Raw genomic sequence first — 22,091 nt, 5'->3', positions numbered from 1 at the left:
CGAACGGCTTTGTGAACGTCACCGGGAGCGGCTCCCGGCGGCAGAACGACGCGGAGAACGCATGAACCTCGAGCAGCACGCCGGCGCACGCGCGCCACAGCCATCCTCATCCCGCCCGAAAACCCTGCTGGTCAAGCACGCCGACGTGCTCGTGACCATGGACGACACGCGCCGCGAGCTGCGCGACGCGGGGCTCTATATCGAAGACAACCGGATCGTCGCGGTCGGCCCGAGCGCCGAGCTGCCCGAGAGCGCCGACGAAGTGCTCGACCTGCGTGGCCACCTGGTGATCCCGGGGCTCGTGAACACGCACCATCACATGTACCAGAGCCTCACGCGCGCGGTGCCGGCCGCGCAGAACGCGGAGCTGTTCGGCTGGCTCACGAACCTGTACCGGATCTGGGCGCACCTGACGCCCGAGATGATCGAGGTGTCGACGCTGACCGCGATGGCCGAGCTGCTGCAGTCGGGCTGCACGACGTCGAGCGACCACCTGTACATCTATCCGAACGGCAGCCGGCTCGACGACAGCATCGGCGCCGCGCAGCGGATCGGCATGCGGTTTCACGCGAGCCGCGGCGCGATGAGCGTCGGCCAGCGCGACGGCGGGCTGCCGCCCGACTCGGTCGTCGAGCGCGAGCCCGACATCCTGCGCGACGCGCAGCGCCTGATCGAGACCTATCACGACGAAGGCCGCTACGCGATGCTGCGCGTGGTCGTCGCGCCGTGCTCGCCGTTCTCGGTGAGCCGCGGCCTGATGCGCGACGCGGCCGTGCTGGCCCGCGACTACGGCGTGTCGTTGCACACGCACCTGGCCGAGAACGTCAACGACATCGCGTACAGCCGCGAGAAGTTCGGGATGACGCCGGCCGAATACGCGGAAGATCTCGGCTGGGTCGGCCACGACGTCTGGCATGCGCACTGTGTGCAGCTCGACGATGCGGGCATCGGCCTGTTCGCGCGCACCGGCACCGGCGTCGCGCACTGTCCGTGTTCGAACATGCGGCTCGCGTCGGGTATCGCTCCGGTGAAGAAGATGCGTCTCGCGGGCGTGCCGGTCGGGATCGGCGTCGACGGTTCCGCGTCGAACGACGGCGCGCAGATGGTCGCGGAAGTGCGGCAGGCGCTGCTGCTGCAGCGGGTCGGCTTCGGGCCCGATGCGATGACCGCGCGGGAAGCGCTCGAGATCGCGACGCTCGGTGGCGCGAAGGTGCTGAATCGCGACGATATCGGCGCGCTGAAGCCCGGCATGGCCGCGGACTTCGCCGCGTTCGACCTGCGCCAGCCGCTGTTCGCGGGCGCGCTGCACGATCCGGTCGCGGCGCTCGTGTTCTGCGCGCCGTCGCAGACGGCGTACACGGTGGTGAACGGGAAGGTGGTGGTGCGGGAAGGGCGGCTCGCGACGCTCGACCTGCCGCCCGTCATCGAGCGCCACAACGCCCTCGCGCGCGCCCTCGTGGAGGCGTCGCGCTGACGCACGGGCGCGGGGCGCGCGCCGCGCGCGGCGGATCAGGCGCGCGGCGGCGGTTGCGGCTGCCAGACCGTACCGCGACGGCTTGACCGGCGCGCGCCGTGCGCGATCAAGCCTCGATCAGCGTGCGGGTCGCTTCGGCGACGAGGCTGCGCAGCCAGCGCACTTCGTCGGAATAGTGACAGCGTTCGTGCCACAGCTGGTAGTACTGCATCGGCGGGAAGTCGAGCGGCGCCGGCACGACCGACAGCGGCAGGAACTTCGCGTAATGATCGGCGAACAGGCGCGTCGTCGTGAAGATCAGGTCGGACTTCACCAGCACGTACGGTGCGAGGTTGAAGTACGGCAGCGTGACGACCACGTGGCGCTTGAGCCGCTCGCGCGCGAGGTGCACGTCGATCGCGCCGCGCTGGCCGACCGAGTACGGCGTCGGCGCGAGATGCGGCGCGTTCAGATACTGGTCGAGCGTGAGCCCGCCGCGCTTCGCGAACGGATGCGTGTTGCTCATCAGGCAGACGATTTCGTCGACGAACAGGTTCGACAGATGCAGCTGTTCGGGCGGCTCGGGCCAGTTGCCGACGACGATGTCGAGCTTGCCGTCTTCCAGCGCGAGCTCGTAGTCGAACGCGGGGCCGAGCGAGTGGAACTCGAGCGTCGCATTCGGCGCGGCCTGGCGGAAGCGCTCGACGACGGTCGGCACGAACAGCACGTTCAGGTAGTCGGGGCAGCCGATCCGGTAGCAGCGGATCGACGTGGCCGGGTCGAAATTGTGCTGCTGGAACTTGATGCGCTCGATTTCACGCAGGGCGTTCTGCACCGGTTCGAGCAGGCGCAGCCCGTATTCGGTCGGGACCATGCCGGACTTGCCGCGCACGAGGAGCGGGTCGCCGGTGATGTCGCGCAGGCGCCGCAGCGCGGCACTGATCGCCGGTTGCGACTGGTTCAGTTTGACGGCCGCGCGCGTGACGCTGCGCTCCATCAACAAGGTGTGCAAGACGCGCAAGAGGTACGTGTCGATCGCCTCGCGTTGCTGACTCATGATATCTCCGTTTATATGTACGGGCTGATCGAGGGGGCGGGGGTGTATATGGTTTTTAATATGAACGAAAACCAGCGTCAAGAGATGGATACCCGCAGACGCCCGCCGGCCGGGCCTCGACACGGGGCCCGAACGGGGCGTCATGCAGGCGGGCGCGGCGCCGCGCGGATGCGCATTGCACGCATCCGGCGGTCGGGGCACCGCGCGCGCGCGGTGCGTCAGTCGTCGATGCGCATGCCGACTTTCAGCGTGACCTGCCAGTGGATGACCTGATCGCCTTCGATGTGGCCGCGTGTTTCGGTCACCTGGAACCAGTGCAGGTTGTGCAGCGTCTTGCCGGCTTTCGAGATCGCGTTGCGGATGGCGTCGTCGCACGATTGGCGCGACGAGCCGGTCAGTTCGATCAGCTTGTAGACGTGGTCGCTCATGATGCGCTCCCTGGTATGTCGGTATGTGGTCGGTATGGCCGGCGGCAGCGGCGGGCCCGAAGCAGCGCCGCGCGTGTCCGGCTTCTTGAGTGATAGGTATGATGGGCGGCAAGTGCAACCTCAATTGGAGACGGGAATATCGTGGAAGTCGGATTTTGCGGACCGGGGTTGATGGGCGCGCCGATGATTCGGCATTTGCTGGCGGCAGGCCACCGGGTCAGCGTATGGAACCGGACGCGCGGCAAGGCCGAGGCGCTTGAAAAGGATGGCGCGCTGGTGGTCGACACGCCGCGCGAACTGGCCGAGCGCGTCGACACGGTGTTCATGTGCGTGCTCGATGGCCGTGCGGTCGGCGACGTCGCGTTCGGCGAGCACGGGCTGCTTGCCGGCGATGCGAACGCGCGCCGCTTGAAGCGCATCGTCGATCATTCGAGCATTCCGCCTGCGACGACGCGCGACTACGCGGCGCGCGCGGCCGCGCTCGGCGTCGGCTGGATCGACGCGCCCGTGTCGGGCGGCGTGCCCGGCGCGCAGGCCGGTACGCTCGCGGTGATGGCGGGCGGCGGCGCGGCCGACCTCGACGCGGTGCGGCCGCTGATCGACGCTTACGCGTCGCGCATCACGCACATGGGCGACGCCGGCGCGGGCCAGACCGCGAAGCTGTGCAACCAGGCGATCGTCACCGCGACGGTGACCGCGATCGCGGAAGCGGTCGGCCTGGCTCAGGCGAGCGGCATCGACGCCGCGCGTCTCGCCGACGCACTGGCGGGCGGGTGGGCCGACTCGGTGCTGCTGCAGACCTTCGTGCCGCGCATGACGTCAGGTGGGCACCCATCAATGGGTGCGCTGAGCACGTTCCAGAAGGATGTCGATGCGATCGCCGACGCCGCGCGCGACACGGGCGCGGTGATGCCCGTGTCGGCCACGGTGCAGCAGGTGCTGCGGCTGGGTGCCGCGCAGGGCCTCGCCGGCGCCGATTTCGCCGCGTTCATCGACATCGTCCGGCCCGGCAACGGGCGCGGGACGGCGCAGTGAGCGCGTGGCGGCGGTGAAGCGGGAAGCCTGAATGGCCGATGGGCCGCCCGGAGGCGGCCCATCGTGTCGGTGTCGGTTCAGCCGAGGGAGCGCGGTGTCGTGTCGCCGGCGTTCTGGCGTCCGAGGCCGCCGCGCAGGCTTGCCTTCGTGCCTGCACCAAATTCGGGCAGGATGCGCGCGCGGGCGCGGCTCGCGAACACGAGGAAGCCGAAGCCATTTGCCTCGTACCAATAGCCGCCGTTCTCGAGGCCGTCGAGCGGCTGTTCGAGCGCGTTGGCGATCGATTCCATGCAGCGCTTGCGCAGTTCGGCGATGGCCGGATAGGGCGGCTGTGCGCCGCGCACGCTGCACAGGAGCACGTCGAGGCCGGGCAGCACATGCGCATAGAGGACGGGTTCGTCCTGCGCACGGGCGCGGGCAATCTTGGTGTCGAGCTGCGCAAACGGTTTCGAATGGCGCAATACCGCGAGGAATGACTCCTGGCCATCCTGCTGCGCGCGTCGACGTTTTTTCGGGAAGGACATAAACACTCGCCTCAAAAACAATTGCAAGAAATGCGGCACTTTCATGCGACCCACTCCCGGCTATGTACGCCGCATGTCGATCCTTTATAGCACACGAAAATGCTGCACTCGTGCGGTACGACGATCAATGTCTCCCGTCGACCCGCTTGCCACGATGATCGACACAGCCAGCGTCTCGGCGCCCGTACTGTCGTTTAGTCTCCATCATAGACCTGCTTTTCCCGCGCGTGCATTCGTGCGTCACAAAAAAGTGAGATAAGCGTCGCGCGGCGGCGCGCGGCGCACGCATGCGCGCGGCACGCGCATGAAAAAGGCCCGCATTGTGCGGGCCCGGCAGATGCAGCGTGGCGCGGTGCTCAGCGTTGCTTGAGCGAATCGCGGATCTCGCGCAGCAGCACGATGTCTTCCGGCGTCGCGGCCGGCGCGGCTTCTTCCGGCTTGCGCAGCTTGTTGATGAATTTCACCATCAGGAAAATGATGAACGCAAGGATCACGAAGTTGATCGCCACGGTGATGAACGAGCCGTAGCCGAACGCGGCGACGCCCGCGGCCTGCAGGTCCTTGAACGAATCGGGATTACCCTTGAACGTCGGGGGGATGGTGCCGAGCAGAACGAACTTGTTCGAGAAATCCAGACCGCCGGTCAGCACGCCGATCACCGGCATGATGAGGTCTTTCACGACCGAGTCGACGATCTTCGAGAACGCGCCGCCGATGATCACGCCGACGGCGAGATCCATCACGTTGCCTTTGACGGCGAACTCCTTGAATTCCTTGATTATGCTCATGAGCGGCTTTCTCCTGATTGAGGCTAGGGGAAGGCGTGCCGCGACGCGCAGGGCTGCGAAACGTCGGATGGGATCGGAGGCACGCCGATGGCCGCATGATAGCGAACGTGCCCCATTGCCGGTAGCCCATCTTGAAATGATTGACAAATTCGCGGCCGGCGATCCGGCGGCCGGCGATCCGGCGGCCGGCGCGAGTGGGAATGAAAGGGGGCGCGGCGGGAGAGGCGGGCGTCGCGCGATGCGTCGACGCCCGCGTGCGAATGCTCAGGTGTTGTCGTCGGTCCAGCCGTCGTCGTTGCTGCCGAGATCGACACCGCCGCCGCCGTTGCCGTCGCTCCAGTTCGAATCGTCGCCGCGACCGAAGTCGAAGCCCGGATCGTTGTTCTCCTGACGCCGGCGCTGGTCGTCGACGATCACGTCGCGCTCGACCACACGCTCGCGCCCGCCCGACATCGCTTCACCGAGCAGCACGCCGGTCAGCAGCCCGCCCATCCCGCCGGCGAAACCGCCGCCTTGCTGGACCACGACGGGCGGCTGCTGTTGCGGATACGGTTGCGGCGGATACGGCTGTTGCGGGTATGGCGGTTGCTGATACGGCTGGCCTTGCGTGCCGGTCATGCGATCGGCTTCCTGCGCATACACGGAGCCGTTGCCGTTCGGCGGCGCGGCGGGCTGCGCGGCCGGATCGGGGCGGCCTTCGACGCGTGCCTTCACGCTCGCATGCCGCTGCTCGAGCTCGTCGATGCGATACGGCGGCACCGGGTTCTTGCCGTTCGACAGCGCTTCGACGAGCGTGCGTGCATCGGTCTCGATGCCTTCGAGCTCGCCGGTGAGCGCGGCGGCGCCGGGCGCCGTCGACAGCTTCGCGTCGAGTTTCAGCGGACGAATGTCGTTCAGCACGTCGGTCGCGCGCTTCAATTGCGTGCGGCGTTCGTCGTCGGCGCGGCCGTCGTCGGCCGAGCGCGCGCGCCGCAGCGTCCAGCGCAGCACCAGCGCGATGAGTGCGACGATCAGCGCGATGCCGATCCACATGCCGGTCGACGGACCGTGTTTCGCGACCGGCGCGGCCGGTGCGAGCGACGACTGCAACGAGCCGGCCTGCGTGGCCGACGGGGTGTTGCCGCTCACGCGCGCGGCGTCCGCGCGAATGCGCGACTCGGTCTGCGCGAAGCGCGACGCATCGGTGAAGCGCAGTTGCGGATCGAGCGACTTCGCCCGCTGCAGTTGCGCGAGCGCGTCCGACGCGCGGCCTTCGCGGTCCAGCACCTGCGCGTACAGGTAGCGCGCATGCGCGTTGTTCGGGTGGGCGTCGATGACTTGCGACAGCTGCGTGTCGGCGCGCTGCCAATCGCGTTGTGCGATCGACTGCTCGACTTGCTGCAGCGACGGGACTGCGAATGCCGCGGACGACAGCAGCATCAGCGAGAAGCCGAGTGCGGCGAGAGATTTCTTCATGGTCGAACCGGGCGCGAACGCCCGTCTCCTGACGATCGATGCGCGCCGCGAGCCGGGCGGGCCGCGGCGCGGTTGCCGTTACTGCGCGGGCGTGTCGAGCTGCTTCTTCAGCGCGGCGAGGCGGTCTTCCACCGACGGGCCCTTGTTCAGCGCGGCGAGCTTGTCCTCGAGCGCCTTGCCGCTCGACGTGTCGGCCGAGTTCAGGCGGGCGTCCGAGCGCGCGTTCTGCAGCGCGACCTTGTCCTCGAGCTTCTGGAAATCCTCGGACAGGTTCTTGCCGCCGATGCCGCCGAGCGCGCTTGCCGCGACGTCCTTTGCCTGCGCGATTTCATGCTTCGCCTGCAGGATGTTCGAGCGCGAGTTCAGGTCGTTGCGGCGCTGGCGCATGTCGGCGATCTGCCCCTTCAGCTTGTCGACCGACGGTTCGAGCGTGGTCAGCTCGGCCGCGAGTGCATCGCGCTCGGCTTCCGCGTTCGACTGCGCGGCGAGCGCCTCGCGTGCGAGTGCTTCGTCGCCGGCCTGCAGCGCGCGCTTCGCGCCGTCTTCGTACTTCTTCACCTTGTCGTCGGCCGCATCGCGCTTGCTGCGCTGGGTCGCGACTTGTGCCTCGATCTCGATCAGCGAATTCTCGGCACGGCCGATGCTGTCGTCGAGCTCCCGCACGATCTGCCGTGCGTCGCGCGACGGATCCTGTACCGAGTCGGCCGCATCGTTCAGCAGGCCTTTGATCGTGCGCGAAATAGAGTCGAAAAGCGACATGAAATCCTCCGTGGTTGAAAGGTGCCGCGTGAGCGGCAGTACCCGTCGCGAATCGGTTCCGACCCGCGTGAGCCGGCGGATATTACACCGCCGGCTCCTTAAATACGGCTTAAGCGCCGGAGTTCAAGCGCCATGCGTGTGCCGTATTCGAACCTTTCGCGTTTGAAAGCAACACCGCGGCACACGCGCCGGGCCGCGTGTCCATGATAGGCGGAGCATGCGGCCAATACGTTCCGCAAATCACGGCCGTGCGGGAATTTTTACAAAAAATCGCGAAGTCAACCGGTCGATTTCATTAAAATGCGCTGTCACGTCGCGGGAACGGATCGCCGCGCGGCGGGGTCTGTCGACGTGACAGTTGCCACGATGCACCACACTCTGATTCATCCGCTTGCATTTCCGCATGCGTCCGAGGGCGCCACGCCGCCTGCCATTCCGACATGCCAATTATCAAACGACCGTCTTCTTCTTCCGACCGGAACGAACCTCACTACACATTGCGCCGTTCGCCGTCGGGAGCCTACTACCCCGATGACGACAACGGCGACGACGATCGCCGTACGCAGCGCCGTGGAGGCGGGGGCGGCGGTGGCCGCTCGTTCGGCTCGCGCGTCGCGCTGTGGTTCGTCGGACTGTTCGCGACGCTCGCGGTCGTCGGCGCGCTGATCGTCGGCTACGCACTCGTCGTGATGGCACCGCAACTGCCGTCGCTCGATGCGCTGACCAACTATCAGCCGAAGGTGCCGTTGCGCGTGTTCACCGCCGATCACGTGCTGATCGGCGAGTTCGGCGAGGAGCGCCGCAGCCTCGTGCGCTTCCAGGACATTCCCGACGTGATGAAGAAGGCCGTGCTCGCGATCGAGGACTACCGCTTCTACGAACACGGCGGCGTCGACTTCCTCGGCATCCTGCGCGCGGGCGTGGCCGATCTGATGCACGGCGGCGCGCGCCAGGGCGCGAGCACGATCACGATGCAGGTCGCGCGCAACTTCTTCCTGTCGAGTGAAAAGACCTACACGCGCAAGATCTACGAGATGCTGCTCGCATACAAGATCGAGAAGGCGCTGACGAAGGACCAGATTCTCGAGCTGTACATGAACCAGATCTACCTGGGCCAGCGCTCGTACGGCTTCGCGGCCGCCGCGCGCGTGTATTTCGGCAAGGACCTGAAGGACATCACGCTCGCCGAAGCGGCGATGCTCGCGGGGCTGCCGAAGGCGCCGTCCGCGTACAACCCGGTCGTCAATCCGAAGCGCGCGAAGGTGCGTCAGGAATACATCCTGAAGCGCATGCTCGAGATCGGCTACATCACGCAGCCGCAGTACGACCAGGCGGTGAAGGAGGAGATCCGCGTGCGCACGCCGGGCAATCAGTATGCGGTGCACGGCGAATACGTGTCCGAGATGGTGCGGCAGATGATGTACCAGCAGTACAAGGACGAAACCTATACGCGCGGGCTCACCGTCACGACGACGATCAACTCGGCCGACCAGGAAGCGGCGTACCAGGCCGTGCGCCGCGGCATTCTCGATTACGAGCGCCGCCACGGCTATCGCGGGCCGGAAGGCTCGATCAACCTGCCGGCGGCCGGCGACGAGCGCGACGAGGCGATTGACGATGCGCTCGCCGATCATCCGGACAATGGCGATCTGCAATCGGCGGTGGTGCTGGCGGCGTCGCCGAATGCGGTCGAGGTGCAGTTCGTCGGCGGCGCGACGACGACGATCGGCCCGGCCGGGCTGCGCTTCGTGTCGGGCGCGCTGACTCAGCGCGCGAATGCCACGTTGAAGATCAAGCCCGGTTCGATCGTGCGCGTGCTGAAGGATGGCAAGACGGGCTGGCAGGTCGTGCAGCTGCCGCAGGTCGAAGGCGCGCTCGTCGCGATCGCGCCGCAGGACGGGGCGATCCGCTCGCTCGTCGGCGGCTTCGACTTCAACAAGAGCAAGTTCAACCACGTGACGCAGGCGTGGCGCCAGCCGGGTTCGTCGTTCAAGCCGTTCATTTATTCGGCGTCGCTCGACAAGGGCCTCGGACCGGCGACGATCATCAACGATGCACCGCTGTACTTCCCGCCGAGCGTGCCGGGCGGCACCGCTTGGGAGCCGAAGGACGACGACCAGCCGGATGGCCCGATGTCGATGCGTACCGGCCTGCAGCGTTCGAAGAACCTCGTGTCGATCCGGATCCTCGCGTCGATCGGCACGCAGTACGCGCAGCAGTACGTGACGCAGCGCTTCGGCTTCGATCCGGCGAAGACGCCGCCGTACCTGCCGATGGCGCTCGGTGCGGGGCTCGTCACGCCGCTGCAGCTCGCGACCGGCTATGCGGTGTTCGCGAACGGCGGCTACAAGGTCGATCCGTACCTGATCGCCGAAGTCGACGATGCGCACGGGCAGGCGCTGCAGCGGTCGCAGCCGGTGGTCGCCGGCAGCACGGCGCCGCGCACGATCGAAGGTCGCAACGCGTACGTGATGAACAGCCTGCTGCATACGGTCGCGACGGCCGGCACGGGCGCGGGCACCAACGCGCTCGGCCGCGGCGACCTGCAGGGCAAGACGGGTACGACGAACGATGCGAAGGACGGCTGGTTCGCCGGCTACCAGCAGTCGCTCGTCGCGGTCGCGTGGATGGGCTTCGATCAGCCGAAGAGCCTCGGCAGCCGCGAATTCGGCGCGCAGCTCGCGCTGCCGATCTGGGTGAACTACATGCGCACCGCGCTGAACGGCGTGCCCGAGCAGCAGATGCCGATGCCGGACGGCCTGACGACGGTCGACGGCGAGCTGTACTACGCCGATCGCACGCCGGGCAACGGCTTCGTCGGGAGCGTGGACATCAACCCGGCCGAGAACGCAATCAGCGCGAACGACGCACTCGGCTCGGCCGGCGCGGCCGGGCTTGCGCCGCCGCCCGTCACGCAGCAGGAGAAGCAGCAGATCATGGACATGTTCGAGAACAAGTAAGTACTACGCGGATGTTTCGCATGCGACGGGCGCCTTCGGCGCCCGTTTTTTTGCGTGTCGCCGTGCGTCAGCTCATGTGCGTCGGCGGCGTCATCTGCCTATTTCGCGTCCGGCACGCTTCGCGCTTGTAAAACGCTGCGCGCTCAACCACTTGCGTGCTTGCCCGGCGGGTTATCAACAGGGCTGTCAACATAAACTGGGGATAACCCGCAGCGCCATGCGCAGGTTCAGTGCTGCAGTTTCGCGTGCGCGAGATGCATGCCGAGTGTCGCGGGGTCGGTATTCGTGCCCGACAGCAGCACGCCGACGCGCTTGCCCTGCAGCGTCTCGCGCAGCGGCCCGAGCAGCGCCGCGAGCGCCGCCGCGCACGCCGGTTCGACCGCCAGCTTCAGGTGCGAGAACAGGAACAGCATCGCCGCGCGCAGCGCGTCGTCGGACACCGTGACGATGCGGTCGATGTGGCGCCGGCACAGCTGGTAGCTGTATTCCTCGGTGTGCGGCGCCATCAGCGAATCGGCGATGGTCTGCATCGCGCTCATCTTGATCGTGTGATTCGCCGCGAAGCTGCGGCACATCGCGTCGGCGCCTTCCGGCTCGACCCCGTACACGTGCACGCGCGGATTCGCGAGCCGCAGCGCGGTCGCCATGCCGGCCGCGAGCCCGCCGCCGCCGATCGGCACGATCACCGCGTCGAGATCGGGCGTCTGCGTCGCCCATTCGTAGCCGAGCGTCGCGGTGCCGAGAATCGTGTGGTAACCGTTGAACGGGTGGATGAAGAAGCGGCCTTCCTCGGCTTCGATCCGCCGCACGACGTCGAACGCCTGCGACGCGCTGCCGGCGAGCACGACTTCCGCGCGGTACTGCTTGCACTGCGCGATGCGCGTCGGGCTCGCGGTATGGAACATCACGACCTTCGCGCTGCTGCCGAGCCGCATCGCCGCATACGCGACCGCCGCCGCATGATTGCCGGCCGACACGCACGTGACGCCGGCGTTCTTGCGCGCTTCGTCGAGTGCCAGCAGGTGCGTGAACGCACCGCGCGCCTTGAAGCTGCCGCTCGCCTGCAGCAGCTCGAACTTGAAGTTGACGTGCGTGCCCTCGAGGGATGGGAGATCGGCGCGCTCGAACACCGGCGTGCGTGCGACCCACGGCGACAACGCGAAATGCTGCGCGGCGATTTCGTCGAGCGTCGGAATCGGCTCGCCGTCGATCGTCGTATGGGCGGTGCCCTGTTGTTCAGTCGACATGACGTGGCGGGTAGCGGGGGTGGGGCCGGCCCGCACACGCAGGCCGGCGTGGCGGGGGGCAGTCAGTGTGCGTCGACCGACATGCTGCGGATGAACTTGCGCAGGAACTGCTCGCAGGCGGCGAGCTGCGCGAGCTCGACATATTCGTTCGGCTTGTGCGCCTGCTCGATGTTGCCGGGCCCGCATACGACGCTCGGGATGCCCGCGCGTTCGAACAGGCCGGCCTCGGTGCCGTATGCGACCTTGCGCTTGTCCTGGTCGGCCGTCAGCGCGCGCACGAGCTGCGTGATCGCGGCCTGTTCCGTCGCGTCGAGGCCGGGTGCCGCCGCGATCTTCGAGAACTCGATCGCCGCGTTCGGATGTTCGCGCAGCATCTGCGGCAGCAGCGTTTCCTGCGCATACGCTTCGATGCGCGTGAAGATCTGCTCGGGATCGAGCGTCGGCAGGTTGCGAAACTCGAAGTCGAACCGGCATTCGGCCGGCACCGTGTTGATCGCGTTGCCGCCCTGGATCGTGCTCGTCTGCGCGGTCGTGAACGGTACGTCGTACAGCTCGTCGAACGGGCCTTCGGCACGGAAGCGCTCGGCGATGTCGCGGATGTGGCAGATGAGGCGCGCCGCGTATTCGATCGCGTTCAGGCCCTTCGGCGTCAGCGACGAGTGCGCGGCGTGACCGCGCACGCAGCAGCGGTACGCGTTGATGCCCTTGTGCGCGATGATCGGCCGCATGCTGGTCGGCTCGCCGACGATGCAGCCGGACGGCTTCACGCCGCGCTTGACGAGATCGGCGATCAGCAGCGGTGCGCCCGCGCAGCCGATTTCCTCGTCGTAGGACAGCGCGAAATGAATCGGCTTCGCGAGCTTCGTCGCCTGCATCTCGGGCAGCAGCGCGAGCGCCGTGCCGATGAAGCCCTTCATGTCGCAGGTGCCGCGGCCGTACAGGCGGCCATCGCGGATTTCCGGCGCGAACGGGTTGCTGTCCCACTGCTGGCCGTCGACCGGCACGACGTCGGTGTGCCCCGACAGCACGATGCCGCCGTCGGTCGAGCCGTCGTGCGCGGGCACGGTCGCGAACAGGTTGGCCCAGCCTTCGCGCGGATCGTGCGTGAGCGTCGACACGATGCCCTTCGCGGCCAGCGCGTCGCGCACCGCTTCGATCAGGCCGAGGTTCGGCACGCGGCTCGTCGTGTCCATCGACACCAGCTGCTTGATCCAGGGCAGGCTGACGAGCGAAGCGTCGCCTTGGTCGGCGGCGGACGGCGCCGGCGCGTCGAGAGTGGACATGGCAAAACTCCGTCTGAGGAATGGGAAAATCATACTCAAAAACGCGCCGGCCCGCCTTTGCCGGCCGCGATGCGGTGCAGCATCGCGGCCGCGCGGTCAGCGGGCCGCGCTCGCGGCGTCGGCGCGCGGCGCCAGCGCGCGCAGCGTTTCCTTGATCGTCGACACGCGGATCGCGAGATCGGGCGAGCGCGTCTCGATGCGCAGCTTGTCCTGGCCCGCGAGCTTGATGTGCCGGTGCTTCTGCACCATGTCGATGATGCGCATCGGATCGATCGGCGGGTTCGGCTCGAACTGCAGCCCGATCGCGGCCTCGCTCGCGTCGATCTTGACGATGCCGAGCGGCTTCGCGGCCAGCCGCAGCCGGTGCGTCTCGACGAGCGCGTGCGCCTGCGGCGGCAGCTTGCCGAAGCGGTCGATCAGCTCTTCCTGGATGCCGTCGATCGCGTCGCCATGCTCGCAGTTCGCGAGACGCTTGTACAGCGACAGCCGCTCCTGCACGTCCGCGCAGTAGTCGGCCGGCAGGATCGCGGGCGCATGCAGGTTGATTTCCGTCGTGGCGGCGAGCGGTGCGGTGAGGTCGGGCTCCTTGCCGTTCTTCAGCGCCTTCACCGCGTCGTTCAGCATGTCGGTATACAGCTGGAAGCCGATCTCGTGGATCTCGCCCGACTGCTTGTCGCCGAGCACCTCGCCGGTGCCGCGGATCTCGAGGTCGTGCATCGCAAGATAGAAGCCCGAACCGAGCTCCTCCATCTGCTGGATCGCCTCGAGCCGGCGCTGCGCCTGCTTGGTCAGCGACTGCGGATCGTGGACCAGCAGGTACGCATACGCCTGGTGGTGCGAACGGCCGACGCGGCCGCGCAGCTGGTGAAGCTGCGCGAGGCCGAACTTGTCCGCGCGGTGCATGATGATCGTGTTCGCGCTCGGCACGTCGATGCCGGTCTCGATGATGGTCGTGCACAGCAGCACGTTCGCGCGCTGCGCGACGAAATCGCGCATCACGCGTTCGAGTTCGCGCTCGTGCATCTGGCCGTGCGCGATCACGATGCGCGCCTCGGGCACGAGTTCCTCGAGCATCGCCCTGCGGTTCTCGATCGTCTCGACCTCGTTGTGCAGGAAGTACACCTGGCCGCCGCGTTTCAGCTCGCGCAGCATCGCCTCGCGGATCACGCTTTCTTCCTCGCGGCGCACGAAGGTCTTGATCGCGAGCCGCTTCTGCGGCGCGGTCGCGATCACCGAGAAGTCGCGCAGCCCCTCGAGCGCCATCCCGAGCGTACGCGGGATCGGCGTGGCGGTCAGCGTCAGCACGTCGACTTCCGCGCGCAGCGCCTTCAGCGCTTCCTTCTGGCGCACGCCGAAGCGGTGTTCCTCGTCGATGATCACGAGGCCGAGGCGCTTGAACTGCACGTCCGACGACAGCAGCTTGTGCGTGCCGATCACGATGTCGACAGTGCCTTCGTTGATCTGCGCGATCGCCGCATTCACTTCCTTCGTGGTCTTGAAGCGCGACAGCTCGACGATGCGCACCGGCCAGTCCGCGAAGCGGTCGACGAAGGTCTGCGTGTGCTGCTCGGCGAGCAGCGTGGTCGGCGACAGCAGCGCGACCTGCTTGCCGCCCATCACCGCGATGAACGCGGCGCGCAGCGCGACCTCGGTCTTGCCGAAGCCGACGTCGCCGCACACGAGGCGGTCCATCGGCTTGCCGCTCGTCATGTCGCCGATCACGGCCGCGATGGCCGCGGCCTGGTCGGGCGTCTCCTCGAAGCCGAAGCTCTCCGCGAACTTCACGTAGTCGCGCGGATCGAGCGCGAACGCATGGCCTTCGCGGGCCGCGCGGCGCGCGTACAGGTTCAGCAGCTCGGCCGCCGTGTCGCGAATCTGCTGCGCGGCCTTGCGCTTCGCGCGCTCCCACTGGCCCGAGCCGAGCGCGTGCAGCGGTGCGCTGTCGGGATCGGCGCCGCTGTAGCGCGAGATCACGTGCAATTGGGCGACCGGCACGTAGAGCTTGCTGTCGCCCGCGTATTCGAGGTGCAGGAATTCGGTCTCGCCTTCGCCGAGATCCATCGACACGAGGCCCATGTAGCGGCCGATGCCGTGCTGCGCATGGACGACCGGGTCGCCGACCTTCAGCTCCGACAGGTCGCGCACCATCGCGTCGACGTTGCTTGCCTGTTCCTGGCGGCGCCGGCCCGCGCGCCGGCCGAGCGCGCCGTACAGCTCGGTTTCGGTGACGATCGCGTAGCCTTCGCCCGGCACCGCGAAGCCGCTCGCGAGCGGCGCGACACCGAGCGCGAACGGCGCATCGCTTTCGAGCCAGCCCGCGAAGTGGTCGTTCGACGCGGGGCGCAGGTGATGCTCGGCGAGCAGTTGCAGGATCGTTTCGCGGCGGCCGGCCGATTCGACCGTCAGCAGCACGCGCTTGCCCGACGATTCGACGAACGTGCGCAACGCGGCGAGCGGATCGTCGGCATGGCGATCGACCGTGAGCTCGGGCAGGCCCGTCGCCCAGCCGCCGGCCGGCTGCGCGGGCAGCACGACGCGCGCGAACGGCTTCGCGAACGCGAAGAAATCCTCGTCGGACAGGAACAGGCGCTGCGGCTCGAGGATCGGCCGCTCGCGGTCGTGCGAGAGGAACGCGTGGCGCTGCTTCGTATCGGCCGTGAAGCGGCGGATCGACGCCTCGAGATCGCCGGTGAACACGAGGTGCGCGTCCTGCGGCAGGTAGTGGAACAGCGTGGCCGTCTCGTCGAAGAACAGCGGCAGGTAGTACTCGATGCCGGCCGACGGCACGCCGTTGCCGATGTCCTTGTAGATCGGCGCGCGGCTCGGGTCGCCTTCGAAGGTCTCGCGCCAGCGGCTGCGAAAGGCCGTGCGCGCGGCTTCGTCGAACGGAAACTCGCGGCCGGGCAACAGGCGCACTTCGCGAACCGGGTAGAGGCTGCGCTGCGTATCGGGATCGAACGCGCGGATCGAGTCGACCTGGTCGTCGAACAGGTCGATCCGGTACGGCAGCGGCGAGCCCATCGGGTACAGGTCGATCAGCGAGCCGCGCACGCAGTATTCGCCGGGCCGCACGACCTGGCTCACGTGTTCGTAGCCGGCCAGCGTGAGCTGCGCCTTCAGCTTCGCCTCGTCGAGCCGCTCGCCCTGCGCGAACGCGAAGGTGTACGCGGCCATGAACGACGCGGGCGGCATCCGGTACAGCGCGGTGGTCGCGGGCACCAGCAGGATGTCGCAGCGGCCCTCGCCGAGGTCGTGCAGCGTCGCGAGCCGCTCGGAGACGAGATCCTGGTGCGGCGAGAACGTGTCGTACGGCAGCGTTTCCCAGTCCGGCAGCAGGCGCACGCGCGCATCGGGCGAGAAGTAGCGGAGTTCCTGCGACAGCCGCTGCGCGTCGACCGCGTTCGCGCAGATCACCGCGAGGAGCGGCACCGCGGCGCGGTTCTCGGCGAGATAGCGGGCGATGGCGAGTGCGTCGGCGGAGCCGTGCGTGCCGTCGAAGGCGAACCGCTGGCCCGGTTTGACGCGGGCGACGGGCGAGGCGAACGGGATGGAAGCGTTGTCTGGCATAGGGACGGCAGGGGTGGCGGGCACGGCGCGGCGCGGCGCGCCGGTCGAGACGAAAGACCTATTATAAAATCCGCTTCTCGATTTCATCTTTCCGGCGTTTCCACTTCGTGACTCCCCGACTTTTCGCCCTGATTCCTTGCGCCGGCACGGGCAGCCGCTCCGGTTCGGCCGTGCCGAAGCAATACCGCACGCTGGCCGGCCGCGCGCTCCTGCATTACACGCTCGCCGCGTTCGACGCGTGCAGCGAATTCGCGCAGACGCTCGTCGTCCTCGCGCCCGACGACACGCACTTCGACGCGCGCCGCTTCGCGGGCCTGCGCTTCGCGGTGCGCCGCTGCGGCGGCGGCTCGCGGCAGGCGTCGGTGCTGAACGGGCTGCTGGGGCTGGGCGAATTCGGCGCGACCGACCAGGACTGGGTGCTCGTGCACGACGCCGCGCGCCCCGGCATCACGCCGGAGCTGATCCGCACGCTGGTCGCGGCGCTGAAGGACGATCCGGTCGGCGGCATCGTCGCGCTGCCCGTGGCCGATACGCTCAAGCGCGTGCCGGCCGGCGGCGACGCGATCGCCCGCACCGAGTCGCGCGACGCGCTGTGGCAGGCGCAGACGCCGCAGATGTTCCGCATCGGCATGCTGCGCGACGCGATCCTGCGCGCGCAGCGGGAAGGGCACGACCTGACCGACGAGGCCAGCGCGATCGAATGGGCCGGCCATACCCCGCGCGTCGTGCAGGGCAGCCTGCGCAACTTCAAGGTCACATACCCCGAAGATTTCGCGCTCGCCGAAGCGATCCTCGCGCGCGGCACGAACGCTTCCTGACTTTCACCTCATCTCACACCGGAATACGCATGGATTTCAGAATCGGACAAGGCTACGACGTGCACCAGCTCGTCCCGGGGCGCCCCCTCATCATCGGCGGCGTGACGATTCCGTACGAGCGCGGGCTGCTCGGCCATTCGGACGCGGACGTGCTGCTGCACGCGATCACCGACGCGCTGTTCGGCGCGGCGGCGCTCGGCGACATCGGCCGCCATTTCTCCGACACCGACGCCGCGTTCAAGGGAGCGGACAGCCGCGTGCTGCTGCGCGAGTGCGCCGCCCGCGTGAAGGCGGCCGGCTTCACGATCCAGAACGTCGACAGCACCGTGATCGCGCAGGCGCCGAAGCTCGCGCCGCATATCGACGGGATGCGCGCGAACATCGCGGCCGATCTCGGGCTGCCGCTCGATCGCGTGAACGTGAAGGCGAAGACCAACGAGAAGCTCGGCTACCTCGGCCGCGGCGACGGCATCGAGGCGCAGGCGGCCGCGCTGCTGGTGAAAGAGGGCGCGTGAGCGCCTGATGCCGGGTCGACGCCGGCCCGAAGCGGCGCGCGGGTTGCGGGTTGCGCCGCCGCAATGAAAAATGCCACGCGCTTGCGTGGCATTTTCGTTTGTGGCCCGGTACAGCGGATGCGGCGTCGAAGGACCGCCGCACCGCGCTGCCGGCCGAGCGGTGCGCTTACTCGCCTTCGGCGGCGATCACCTGCGCGGCGGCGTTGATCACCGACGCGATGCGGCCGACGTCGCGCAGCTGCGTCGTCGTCATCCCTTGCTCGTTCTTCAGCAGCGCATAGTGCGACTTCACGCAGAAGTGGCACTTGCCGACGATCGACGCGGCGAGCGCGTACATCTCGAACCGGCGCTTGTCGACGCCGCCGTGCGACGCATACGCGCCCATCCGCAGCTCGGCGCGCTGCGTCTTCAGGTCGGCATCGTCGGCCATCTCGACATACGGATACCAGGTGTTGTTCATCCCCATCAGCGCGGCCGCCGTCAGCACGGCGTTCGTCTCTTCGGGCGACAGCACGCCGGCTTCACGGATCGTCTTCACGAGCACGGTGCTCTTCGCCGCGACCGCCGCCGCCAGCGCCACGCCGACCGCATCGTTGCCTTCGAGCGACGAGCGCGAGATCGTGCCATCGAGGTTCAGGCGAATGTCCTTCGCGTAGTCGGGGATACGTGCCTTAATCGAGTCGATGAATTCCATTGATATCTCCTATGGGTTGGCCGTTAAAAAAGCCCGCAGGCAGGACGTGCGCCGCGGGCTTCGTGCATCGATGCGCTTACAGCGTTGCGCCGCCGACTGCACGGTTGCACGGGCACAGTTCGTCCGTTTGCAGGCCGTCCAGAATGCGCAGGACTTCTTCCGGGCTACGGCCGACGTTCAGGTTGTTCACCGAAACGTGCTGGATCGTGTTGTCCGGATCGACGATGAACGTCGCGCGCAGGGCCACGCCGGCTTCCTTGTCGCGCACGCCGAGCTGGTCGATCAGCTCGCCCTTGACGTCGCCGAACGAGTAGTGGTTCAGCTTGTCGAGATCCTTGTGCTCACGCCGCCATGCGAGCTTCACGAATTCGTTGTCCGAGCTGCCGCCGAGCAGGACGGCGTCGCGCTCTTCGAACTGCTTCGTCAGCTTCGCGAACTCGACGATTTCCGTCGGGCACACGAACGTGAAATCCTTCGGATAGAAGTAGATGATCTTCCACTTGCCCGGGAACGACGCTTCGGTGACGGTCTCGAACGCCGACTGGCCGTTTTCCTCGTGATTGTTGAAGCCCGGCTTCGCGGCTACGACGGTGAATGCTTCGAGTTTATCGCCCACGGTTTTCATGCGGATACTCCTGTGTGAGTTGGGAAGAAGACTGAGTCAAGCTACCTCGGTGCTGCAACGTTGATGTGACAGCATGCGAAGACTGTAACACTATTAACCAAGCGATTCAATAGATTTTGACTAACGATTCCCATAGTTTTTTTCAACCGCAGCGATAGTGTGACGCGCAAGCGGCATGCGCGAACGCGTCACGCCGTCGCACGCGCCTTGCCGGCGCCGGGGAATTCGAGCGTGACTTCGAGGCCCGCGTCGGGGCTGCGGTTGCGCAGGCGCAGTGCGCCGCGGTAGCGGCCGACGAGGCGCAGCACGATCGCCATCCCGAGCCCCGTGCCGTCCGCCTTGGTGCGCGCCGTGTCGACGCGGTAGAACGGCCGCATCACGAGCGGCAGCTGATCCTCGGGGATGCCGGGGCCTTCGTCGGTCACCGACAGCTCGACCCGCGCATGCGTCACGCGCGTCTCGAGCGTGATGCGCGACACGCCGTCCTGCCGGCTCTGGCCGTATTTGCGCGCGTTCTCGACGAGGTTGCCGATCACGCGGCGCATGTCGGTCTCGTCGGCTTCGATCACGGCGCTCGGCGCAAGCCGCGTGCGGATCTCGACGCCGTCCTCGCCCGACACGCGCGCGGCGACTTCGTGCGCGATCGACGACAGGTCGACCGGCTCCGGCTTGCGCTGGGACGGGCGCGCGTAGTCGATGAAGGCGGCGATGATGCGGTCCATCTGCTCGATGTCGTCGACCATCGCATCCTTGGTCGCCTGGTCGGACGGGCTCATCTCGGTCTCGAGCCGCAGCCGCGCGAGCGGCGTGCGCAGGTCGTGCGAGATGCCCGCGAGCATCAGCGCGCGATCGGCCTCGAGCTGTTCGAGGTCGCGCACCATCTGGTTGAAGCTGCGGTTGGTCTCGGCCGCGACGCCCATCCCGCGCTCGGGCAGCAGCTCGGGCGTCTGGCCCGAGCCGATCTGGCGCGCGGCGAGCGCGAGCCGCGAGAACGGCCGGTTCACGAGGCTCGTGATGAACGCGGAGCCGAACAGCGACAGCGCGAGCGCGAACAGGCCCCAGCCCGCCCACTGAAGGCCCGTGACGCTGTCGAGCTGGTCGCGGTCGAGCGCGACCCAGTAGTCGTCGTCGTCGATCTTGAAGCTGATCCACACGCCAGGGATGTCGTTGACCGACTGCGCGATCACGGTCTCGTCGCCGAGCCGGCTGCGGATATCGTGTTCGATCAGACGGTTCAGCGATTCGTCGGGCTGCAGCTTGAACTTGTCGGTTTTTTCGCGCGGGTAGACGCGCACGCCCTCGTTGCTCTCGAGATCCTGCAGCAGCGCGCGCCGCAAATCGGGATCGGAATAGAGCAGGGCGGTGCGCGTGAGCTTCACGATCGCGACGAGCTGGAGCGCGACGCGCTGCGCGCGCGGCTCGCGCTCGATCACGCGAAAGCTCTGGAACCACGCGGCGAGACTGACCGAGATCAGCAGCGCGATCAGCAGGAAGGTGCGCCAGAACAGCCCGCCGAACGCGAGCTGCAGGAGGCGCCGGTCGATACGCATGGGACGGGCCGAGGACAGGCGAAACCGGAAAGGAAAAAGATCAGGCGGCGCCGTCCGGAATGAACACGTAGCCGAGGCCCCAGACAGTCTGGATGAAACGCGGGCTGCCCGGATCCGGCTCGATCAGCTTGCGCAGGCGCGAGATCTGCACGTCGAGGCTGCGGTCGAACACTTCGTATTCACGGCCGCGCGCGAGCTCCATCAGCTTCTCGCGCGACAGCGGCTGGCGCGGATGGCGTGCGAACACCTTCAGCACCGAGAATTCGCCGGTCGTCAGCGGGATTTCCTGGCCCGACTTCGTGAGCGTGCGCGTCGCGAGGTTCAGCGAGAACTCGCCGAACTCGAACACCTCGGTGGTTTCCGACGGCGCGCCCGGCAGTTCGGCCGGCGCCTGGCGGCGCAGCACCGCGTGAATGCGCGCGACCAGTTCGCGCGGGTTGAACGGCTTCGGCAGGTAGTCGTCGGCGCCCATCTCGAGGCCGACGATGCGATCGACATCCTCGCCCTTCGCGGTGAGCATGATGATCGGCGTGCGATCGTTGCTGCCGCGCAGGCGGCGGCAGATCGACAGGCCGTCCTCGCCCGGCAGCATCAGGTCGAGCACGAGCAGGTCGAAGCGCTCGCGCACCCAGAGCTTGTTCATCGCAGTCGCGTTCTCCGCGACGTATACGTTGAAACCCTGCTCGCCGAGATATCGGCGCAGCAGATCGCGCAGGCGCGGGTCGTCGTCGACGACGAGAATCTTGGAGGGGTTTTTCGTTTCCATGAGCGGCATCTTATCGCGAATGGGAAATCACGCACGGTCGCGTAATTTCGCGCGTTACAGTCCGTTACAAAATTTACCCGTAGTGTCGTGCGGAGTAAAGGCACGCTATAGAGATTCCTTTACTCGAAGCCGGAGTTCGGTAGATACTCCCCAGCACTCCATCTTTCATCTTTGTACACCCGAATTCCGCAGGGTTTTTCAAGTACCAGAGGTAACCGGTTGCCGCGTGACGAAGCGAACAAATCGACCAGAGAAGCGAGGACGGTCATGCGATCTGCGCGGATTGCAGTGATGCTGACGATCGCACTTGCCGGTCCATATGCGTCGAACTTCGCGTATGCGCAGCGCCCCGAGGCGGGCGCATCGTCGCGCAAGCTGCAGCGCGGCAAGGCGCCGCAGTCCGAGCGCGCCGCCGACACGGCGGTCCGGTCCGCTGTGCCTCCCGATCTCGAACAGCACCGCCGCGACGGGCACATGACGCCCGAAGAGCGCCACCTGCTGCGCCAGCACATCGAGGACGCCGTTCGCGAGCTGTACAAGCGCTGACACGCGCGCGTGCCCGCACGG

The 22,091-nt window shown here is 67.3% G+C and carries 19 protein-coding genes; 6 read left to right on the top strand and 13 right to left on the bottom strand.

The features are described 5' to 3' along the window. The first annotated feature begins 61 nt into the window (after positions 1–61). On the top strand, positions 62–1,474 hold the full coding sequence (locus BAMB_RS09790) for an 8-oxoguanine deaminase (protein WP_011657186.1): 1,413 nt from the start codon (positions 62–64) through the stop codon (positions 1,472–1,474). A 106-nt stretch (positions 1,475–1,580) separates the two neighbouring features. Here the strand turns inward: BAMB_RS09790 and BAMB_RS09785 are convergent, their stop codons facing one another. Next, the gene (locus tag BAMB_RS09785) at positions 1,581–2,510 is read right to left on the bottom strand and encodes a LysR substrate-binding domain-containing protein (RefSeq protein ID WP_006762467.1); all 930 of its coding nucleotides are present in this window, start codon (positions 2,508–2,510) and stop codon (positions 1,581–1,583) included. A 218-nt stretch (positions 2,511–2,728) separates the two neighbouring features. Beyond that, entirely contained in the window at positions 2,729–2,938 is a 210-nt protein-coding gene (locus BAMB_RS09780) for a dodecin (RefSeq protein WP_006755984.1), read from the bottom strand. Between the two features lie 141 nt (positions 2,939–3,079). Between BAMB_RS09780 and BAMB_RS09775 the strand changes: the two genes are divergently transcribed. Next, a complete protein-coding gene (locus BAMB_RS09775; RefSeq protein WP_011657185.1) occupies positions 3,080–3,973 on the top strand; it encodes an NAD(P)-dependent oxidoreductase in 894 nt (297 codons plus the stop codon). Between the two features lie 77 nt (positions 3,974–4,050). Here the strand turns inward: BAMB_RS09775 and BAMB_RS09770 are convergent, their stop codons facing one another. The 4 genes from BAMB_RS09770 to BAMB_RS09755 form a co-directional block, all read right to left on the bottom strand. Further along, positions 4,051–4,497, bottom strand: a complete 447-nt coding sequence (locus BAMB_RS09770) for a hypothetical protein (protein WP_175656186.1) — start codon at positions 4,495–4,497, stop codon at positions 4,051–4,053. 356 nt (positions 4,498–4,853) lie between these two features. Further along, positions 4,854–5,285, bottom strand: a complete 432-nt coding sequence (gene mscL / locus BAMB_RS09765; RefSeq protein ID WP_006760677.1) for a large conductance mechanosensitive channel protein MscL — start codon at positions 5,283–5,285, stop codon at positions 4,854–4,856. A gap of 264 nt (positions 5,286–5,549) precedes the next feature. Next, positions 5,550–6,740, bottom strand: coding sequence for a tetratricopeptide repeat protein (locus BAMB_RS09760; RefSeq protein WP_011657183.1), 1,191 nt, complete (start codon positions 6,738–6,740; stop codon positions 5,550–5,552). A 78-nt stretch (positions 6,741–6,818) separates the two neighbouring features. Then, positions 6,819–7,499 (bottom strand): PspA/IM30 family protein, encoded by a 681-nt coding sequence (locus BAMB_RS09755; RefSeq protein ID WP_006752024.1) that lies wholly within the window; start codon positions 7,497–7,499, stop codon positions 6,819–6,821. A gap of 440 nt (positions 7,500–7,939) precedes the next feature. Here BAMB_RS09755 and BAMB_RS09750 point away from each other — a divergent pair, with 440 nt between their 5' ends. Further along, a complete protein-coding gene (locus tag BAMB_RS09750) occupies positions 7,940–10,459 on the top strand; it encodes a penicillin-binding protein 1A (RefSeq protein ID WP_011657182.1) in 2,520 nt (839 codons plus the stop codon). 227 nt (positions 10,460–10,686) lie between these two features. Here BAMB_RS09750 and BAMB_RS09745 read toward each other — a convergent pair whose 3' ends face one another. From BAMB_RS09745 to mfd, 3 genes are all read right to left on the bottom strand, one after another. Then, complete coding sequence (locus BAMB_RS09745) at positions 10,687–11,706, bottom strand: threonine/serine dehydratase family protein (RefSeq protein ID WP_041491206.1); 1,020 nt, start codon at positions 11,704–11,706, stop codon at positions 10,687–10,689. Between the two features lie 62 nt (positions 11,707–11,768). After that, the gene (gene argE / locus BAMB_RS09740; RefSeq protein WP_011657180.1) at positions 11,769–12,989 is read right to left on the bottom strand and encodes an acetylornithine deacetylase; all 1,221 of its coding nucleotides are present in this window, start codon (positions 12,987–12,989) and stop codon (positions 11,769–11,771) included. Between the two features lie 96 nt (positions 12,990–13,085). Continuing rightward, positions 13,086–16,643: a transcription-repair coupling factor gene (gene mfd, locus BAMB_RS09735; RefSeq protein ID WP_011657179.1), complete on the bottom strand. Its 3,558-nt coding sequence runs from the start codon at positions 16,641–16,643 to the stop codon at positions 13,086–13,088. Positions 16,644–16,663: 20 nt separating this feature from the next. Here mfd and ispD point away from each other — a divergent pair, with 20 nt between their 5' ends. Both ispD and ispF read left to right on the top strand, forming a co-directional pair. Then, positions 16,664–17,374 carry a 2-C-methyl-D-erythritol 4-phosphate cytidylyltransferase gene (ispD, locus tag BAMB_RS09730; protein ID WP_011657178.1) on the top strand — a complete coding sequence of 237 codons (711 nt, stop codon included), beginning with the start codon at positions 16,664–16,666 and terminating at the stop codon, positions 17,372–17,374. A gap of 29 nt (positions 17,375–17,403) precedes the next feature. Further along, positions 17,404–17,889 (top strand): 2-C-methyl-D-erythritol 2,4-cyclodiphosphate synthase, encoded by a 486-nt coding sequence (ispF, locus tag BAMB_RS09725; RefSeq protein WP_011657177.1) that lies wholly within the window; start codon positions 17,404–17,406, stop codon positions 17,887–17,889. A gap of 166 nt (positions 17,890–18,055) precedes the next feature. Here the strand turns inward: ispF and BAMB_RS09720 are convergent, their stop codons facing one another. The 4 genes from BAMB_RS09720 to ompR all read right to left on the bottom strand — a co-directional run bounded on the left by BAMB_RS09720 (position 18,056) and on the right by ompR (position 21,533). After that, the gene (locus BAMB_RS09720) at positions 18,056–18,583 is read right to left on the bottom strand and encodes a carboxymuconolactone decarboxylase family protein (RefSeq protein WP_006752031.1); all 528 of its coding nucleotides are present in this window, start codon (positions 18,581–18,583) and stop codon (positions 18,056–18,058) included. Between the two features lie 76 nt (positions 18,584–18,659). Next, the gene (locus BAMB_RS09715) at positions 18,660–19,208 is read right to left on the bottom strand and encodes a peroxiredoxin (RefSeq protein ID WP_006478563.1); all 549 of its coding nucleotides are present in this window, start codon (positions 19,206–19,208) and stop codon (positions 18,660–18,662) included. A gap of 188 nt (positions 19,209–19,396) precedes the next feature. Next, positions 19,397–20,758 (bottom strand): ATP-binding protein, encoded by a 1,362-nt coding sequence (locus tag BAMB_RS09710; RefSeq protein ID WP_011657176.1) that lies wholly within the window; start codon positions 20,756–20,758, stop codon positions 19,397–19,399. A 40-nt stretch (positions 20,759–20,798) separates the two neighbouring features. Next, positions 20,799–21,533 (bottom strand): osmolarity response regulator transcription factor OmpR, encoded by a 735-nt coding sequence (gene ompR, locus BAMB_RS09705; protein WP_004192636.1) that lies wholly within the window; start codon positions 21,531–21,533, stop codon positions 20,799–20,801. 258 nt (positions 21,534–21,791) lie between these two features. Here ompR and BAMB_RS09700 point away from each other — a divergent pair, with 258 nt between their 5' ends. Further along, a complete protein-coding gene (locus tag BAMB_RS09700) occupies positions 21,792–22,070 on the top strand; it encodes a hypothetical protein (protein WP_011657175.1) in 279 nt (92 codons plus the stop codon). Positions 22,071–22,091 lie beyond the last annotated feature (21 nt).

The sequence above is a fragment of the Burkholderia ambifaria AMMD genome (genome assembly GCF_000203915.1).
Lineage (GTDB): Bacteria > Pseudomonadota > Gammaproteobacteria > Burkholderiales > Burkholderiaceae > Burkholderia > Burkholderia ambifaria.
Note: the sequence above shows the minus strand (reverse complement) of the source record. Positions and strands in the feature narration are given on the sequence as shown.

What these genes read in the sequence shown, in the direction of transcription:
- BAMB_RS09750 (WP_011657182.1), top strand. Translation starts at nt 7,940, where the DNA reads ATGCCAATTATCAAACGACCGTCTTCTTCTTCCGACCGGAACGAACCT.
- BAMB_RS09720 (WP_006752031.1), bottom strand. Translation starts at nt 18,583, where the DNA reads ATGGAATTCATCGACTCGATTAAGGCACGTATCCCCGACTACGCGAAG.
- mfd (WP_011657179.1), bottom strand. Translation starts at nt 16,643, where the DNA reads ATGAAATCGAGAAGCGGATTTTATAATAGGTCTTTCGTCTCGACCGGC.
- BAMB_RS09715 (WP_006478563.1), bottom strand. Translation starts at nt 19,208, where the DNA reads ATGAAAACCGTGGGCGATAAACTCGAAGCATTCACCGTCGTAGCCGCG.
- BAMB_RS09770 (WP_175656186.1), bottom strand. Translation starts at nt 4,497, where the DNA reads ATGTCCTTCCCGAAAAAACGTCGACGCGCGCAGCAGGATGGCCAGGAG.
- BAMB_RS09785 (WP_006762467.1), bottom strand. Translation starts at nt 2,510, where the DNA reads ATGAGTCAGCAACGCGAGGCGATCGACACGTACCTCTTGCGCGTCTTG.
- mscL (WP_006760677.1), bottom strand. Translation starts at nt 5,285, where the DNA reads ATGAGCATAATCAAGGAATTCAAGGAGTTCGCCGTCAAAGGCAACGTG.
- BAMB_RS09710 (WP_011657176.1), bottom strand. Translation starts at nt 20,758, where the DNA reads ATGCGTATCGACCGGCGCCTCCTGCAGCTCGCGTTCGGCGGGCTGTTC.
- ompR (WP_004192636.1), bottom strand. Translation starts at nt 21,533, where the DNA reads ATGCCGCTCATGGAAACGAAAAACCCCTCCAAGATTCTCGTCGTCGAC.
- ispF (WP_011657177.1), top strand. Translation starts at nt 17,404, where the DNA reads ATGGATTTCAGAATCGGACAAGGCTACGACGTGCACCAGCTCGTCCCG.
- BAMB_RS09700 (WP_011657175.1), top strand. Translation starts at nt 21,792, where the DNA reads ATGCGATCTGCGCGGATTGCAGTGATGCTGACGATCGCACTTGCCGGT.
- BAMB_RS09760 (WP_011657183.1), bottom strand. Translation starts at nt 6,740, where the DNA reads ATGAAGAAATCTCTCGCCGCACTCGGCTTCTCGCTGATGCTGCTGTCG.
- BAMB_RS09780 (WP_006755984.1), bottom strand. Translation starts at nt 2,938, where the DNA reads ATGAGCGACCACGTCTACAAGCTGATCGAACTGACCGGCTCGTCGCGC.
- BAMB_RS09745 (WP_041491206.1), bottom strand. Translation starts at nt 11,706, where the DNA reads ATGTCGACTGAACAACAGGGCACCGCCCATACGACGATCGACGGCGAG.
- argE (WP_011657180.1), bottom strand. Translation starts at nt 12,989, where the DNA reads ATGTCCACTCTCGACGCGCCGGCGCCGTCCGCCGCCGACCAAGGCGAC.
- BAMB_RS09755 (WP_006752024.1), bottom strand. Translation starts at nt 7,499, where the DNA reads ATGTCGCTTTTCGACTCTATTTCGCGCACGATCAAAGGCCTGCTGAAC.
- BAMB_RS09790 (WP_011657186.1), top strand. Translation starts at nt 62, where the DNA reads ATGAACCTCGAGCAGCACGCCGGCGCACGCGCGCCACAGCCATCCTCA.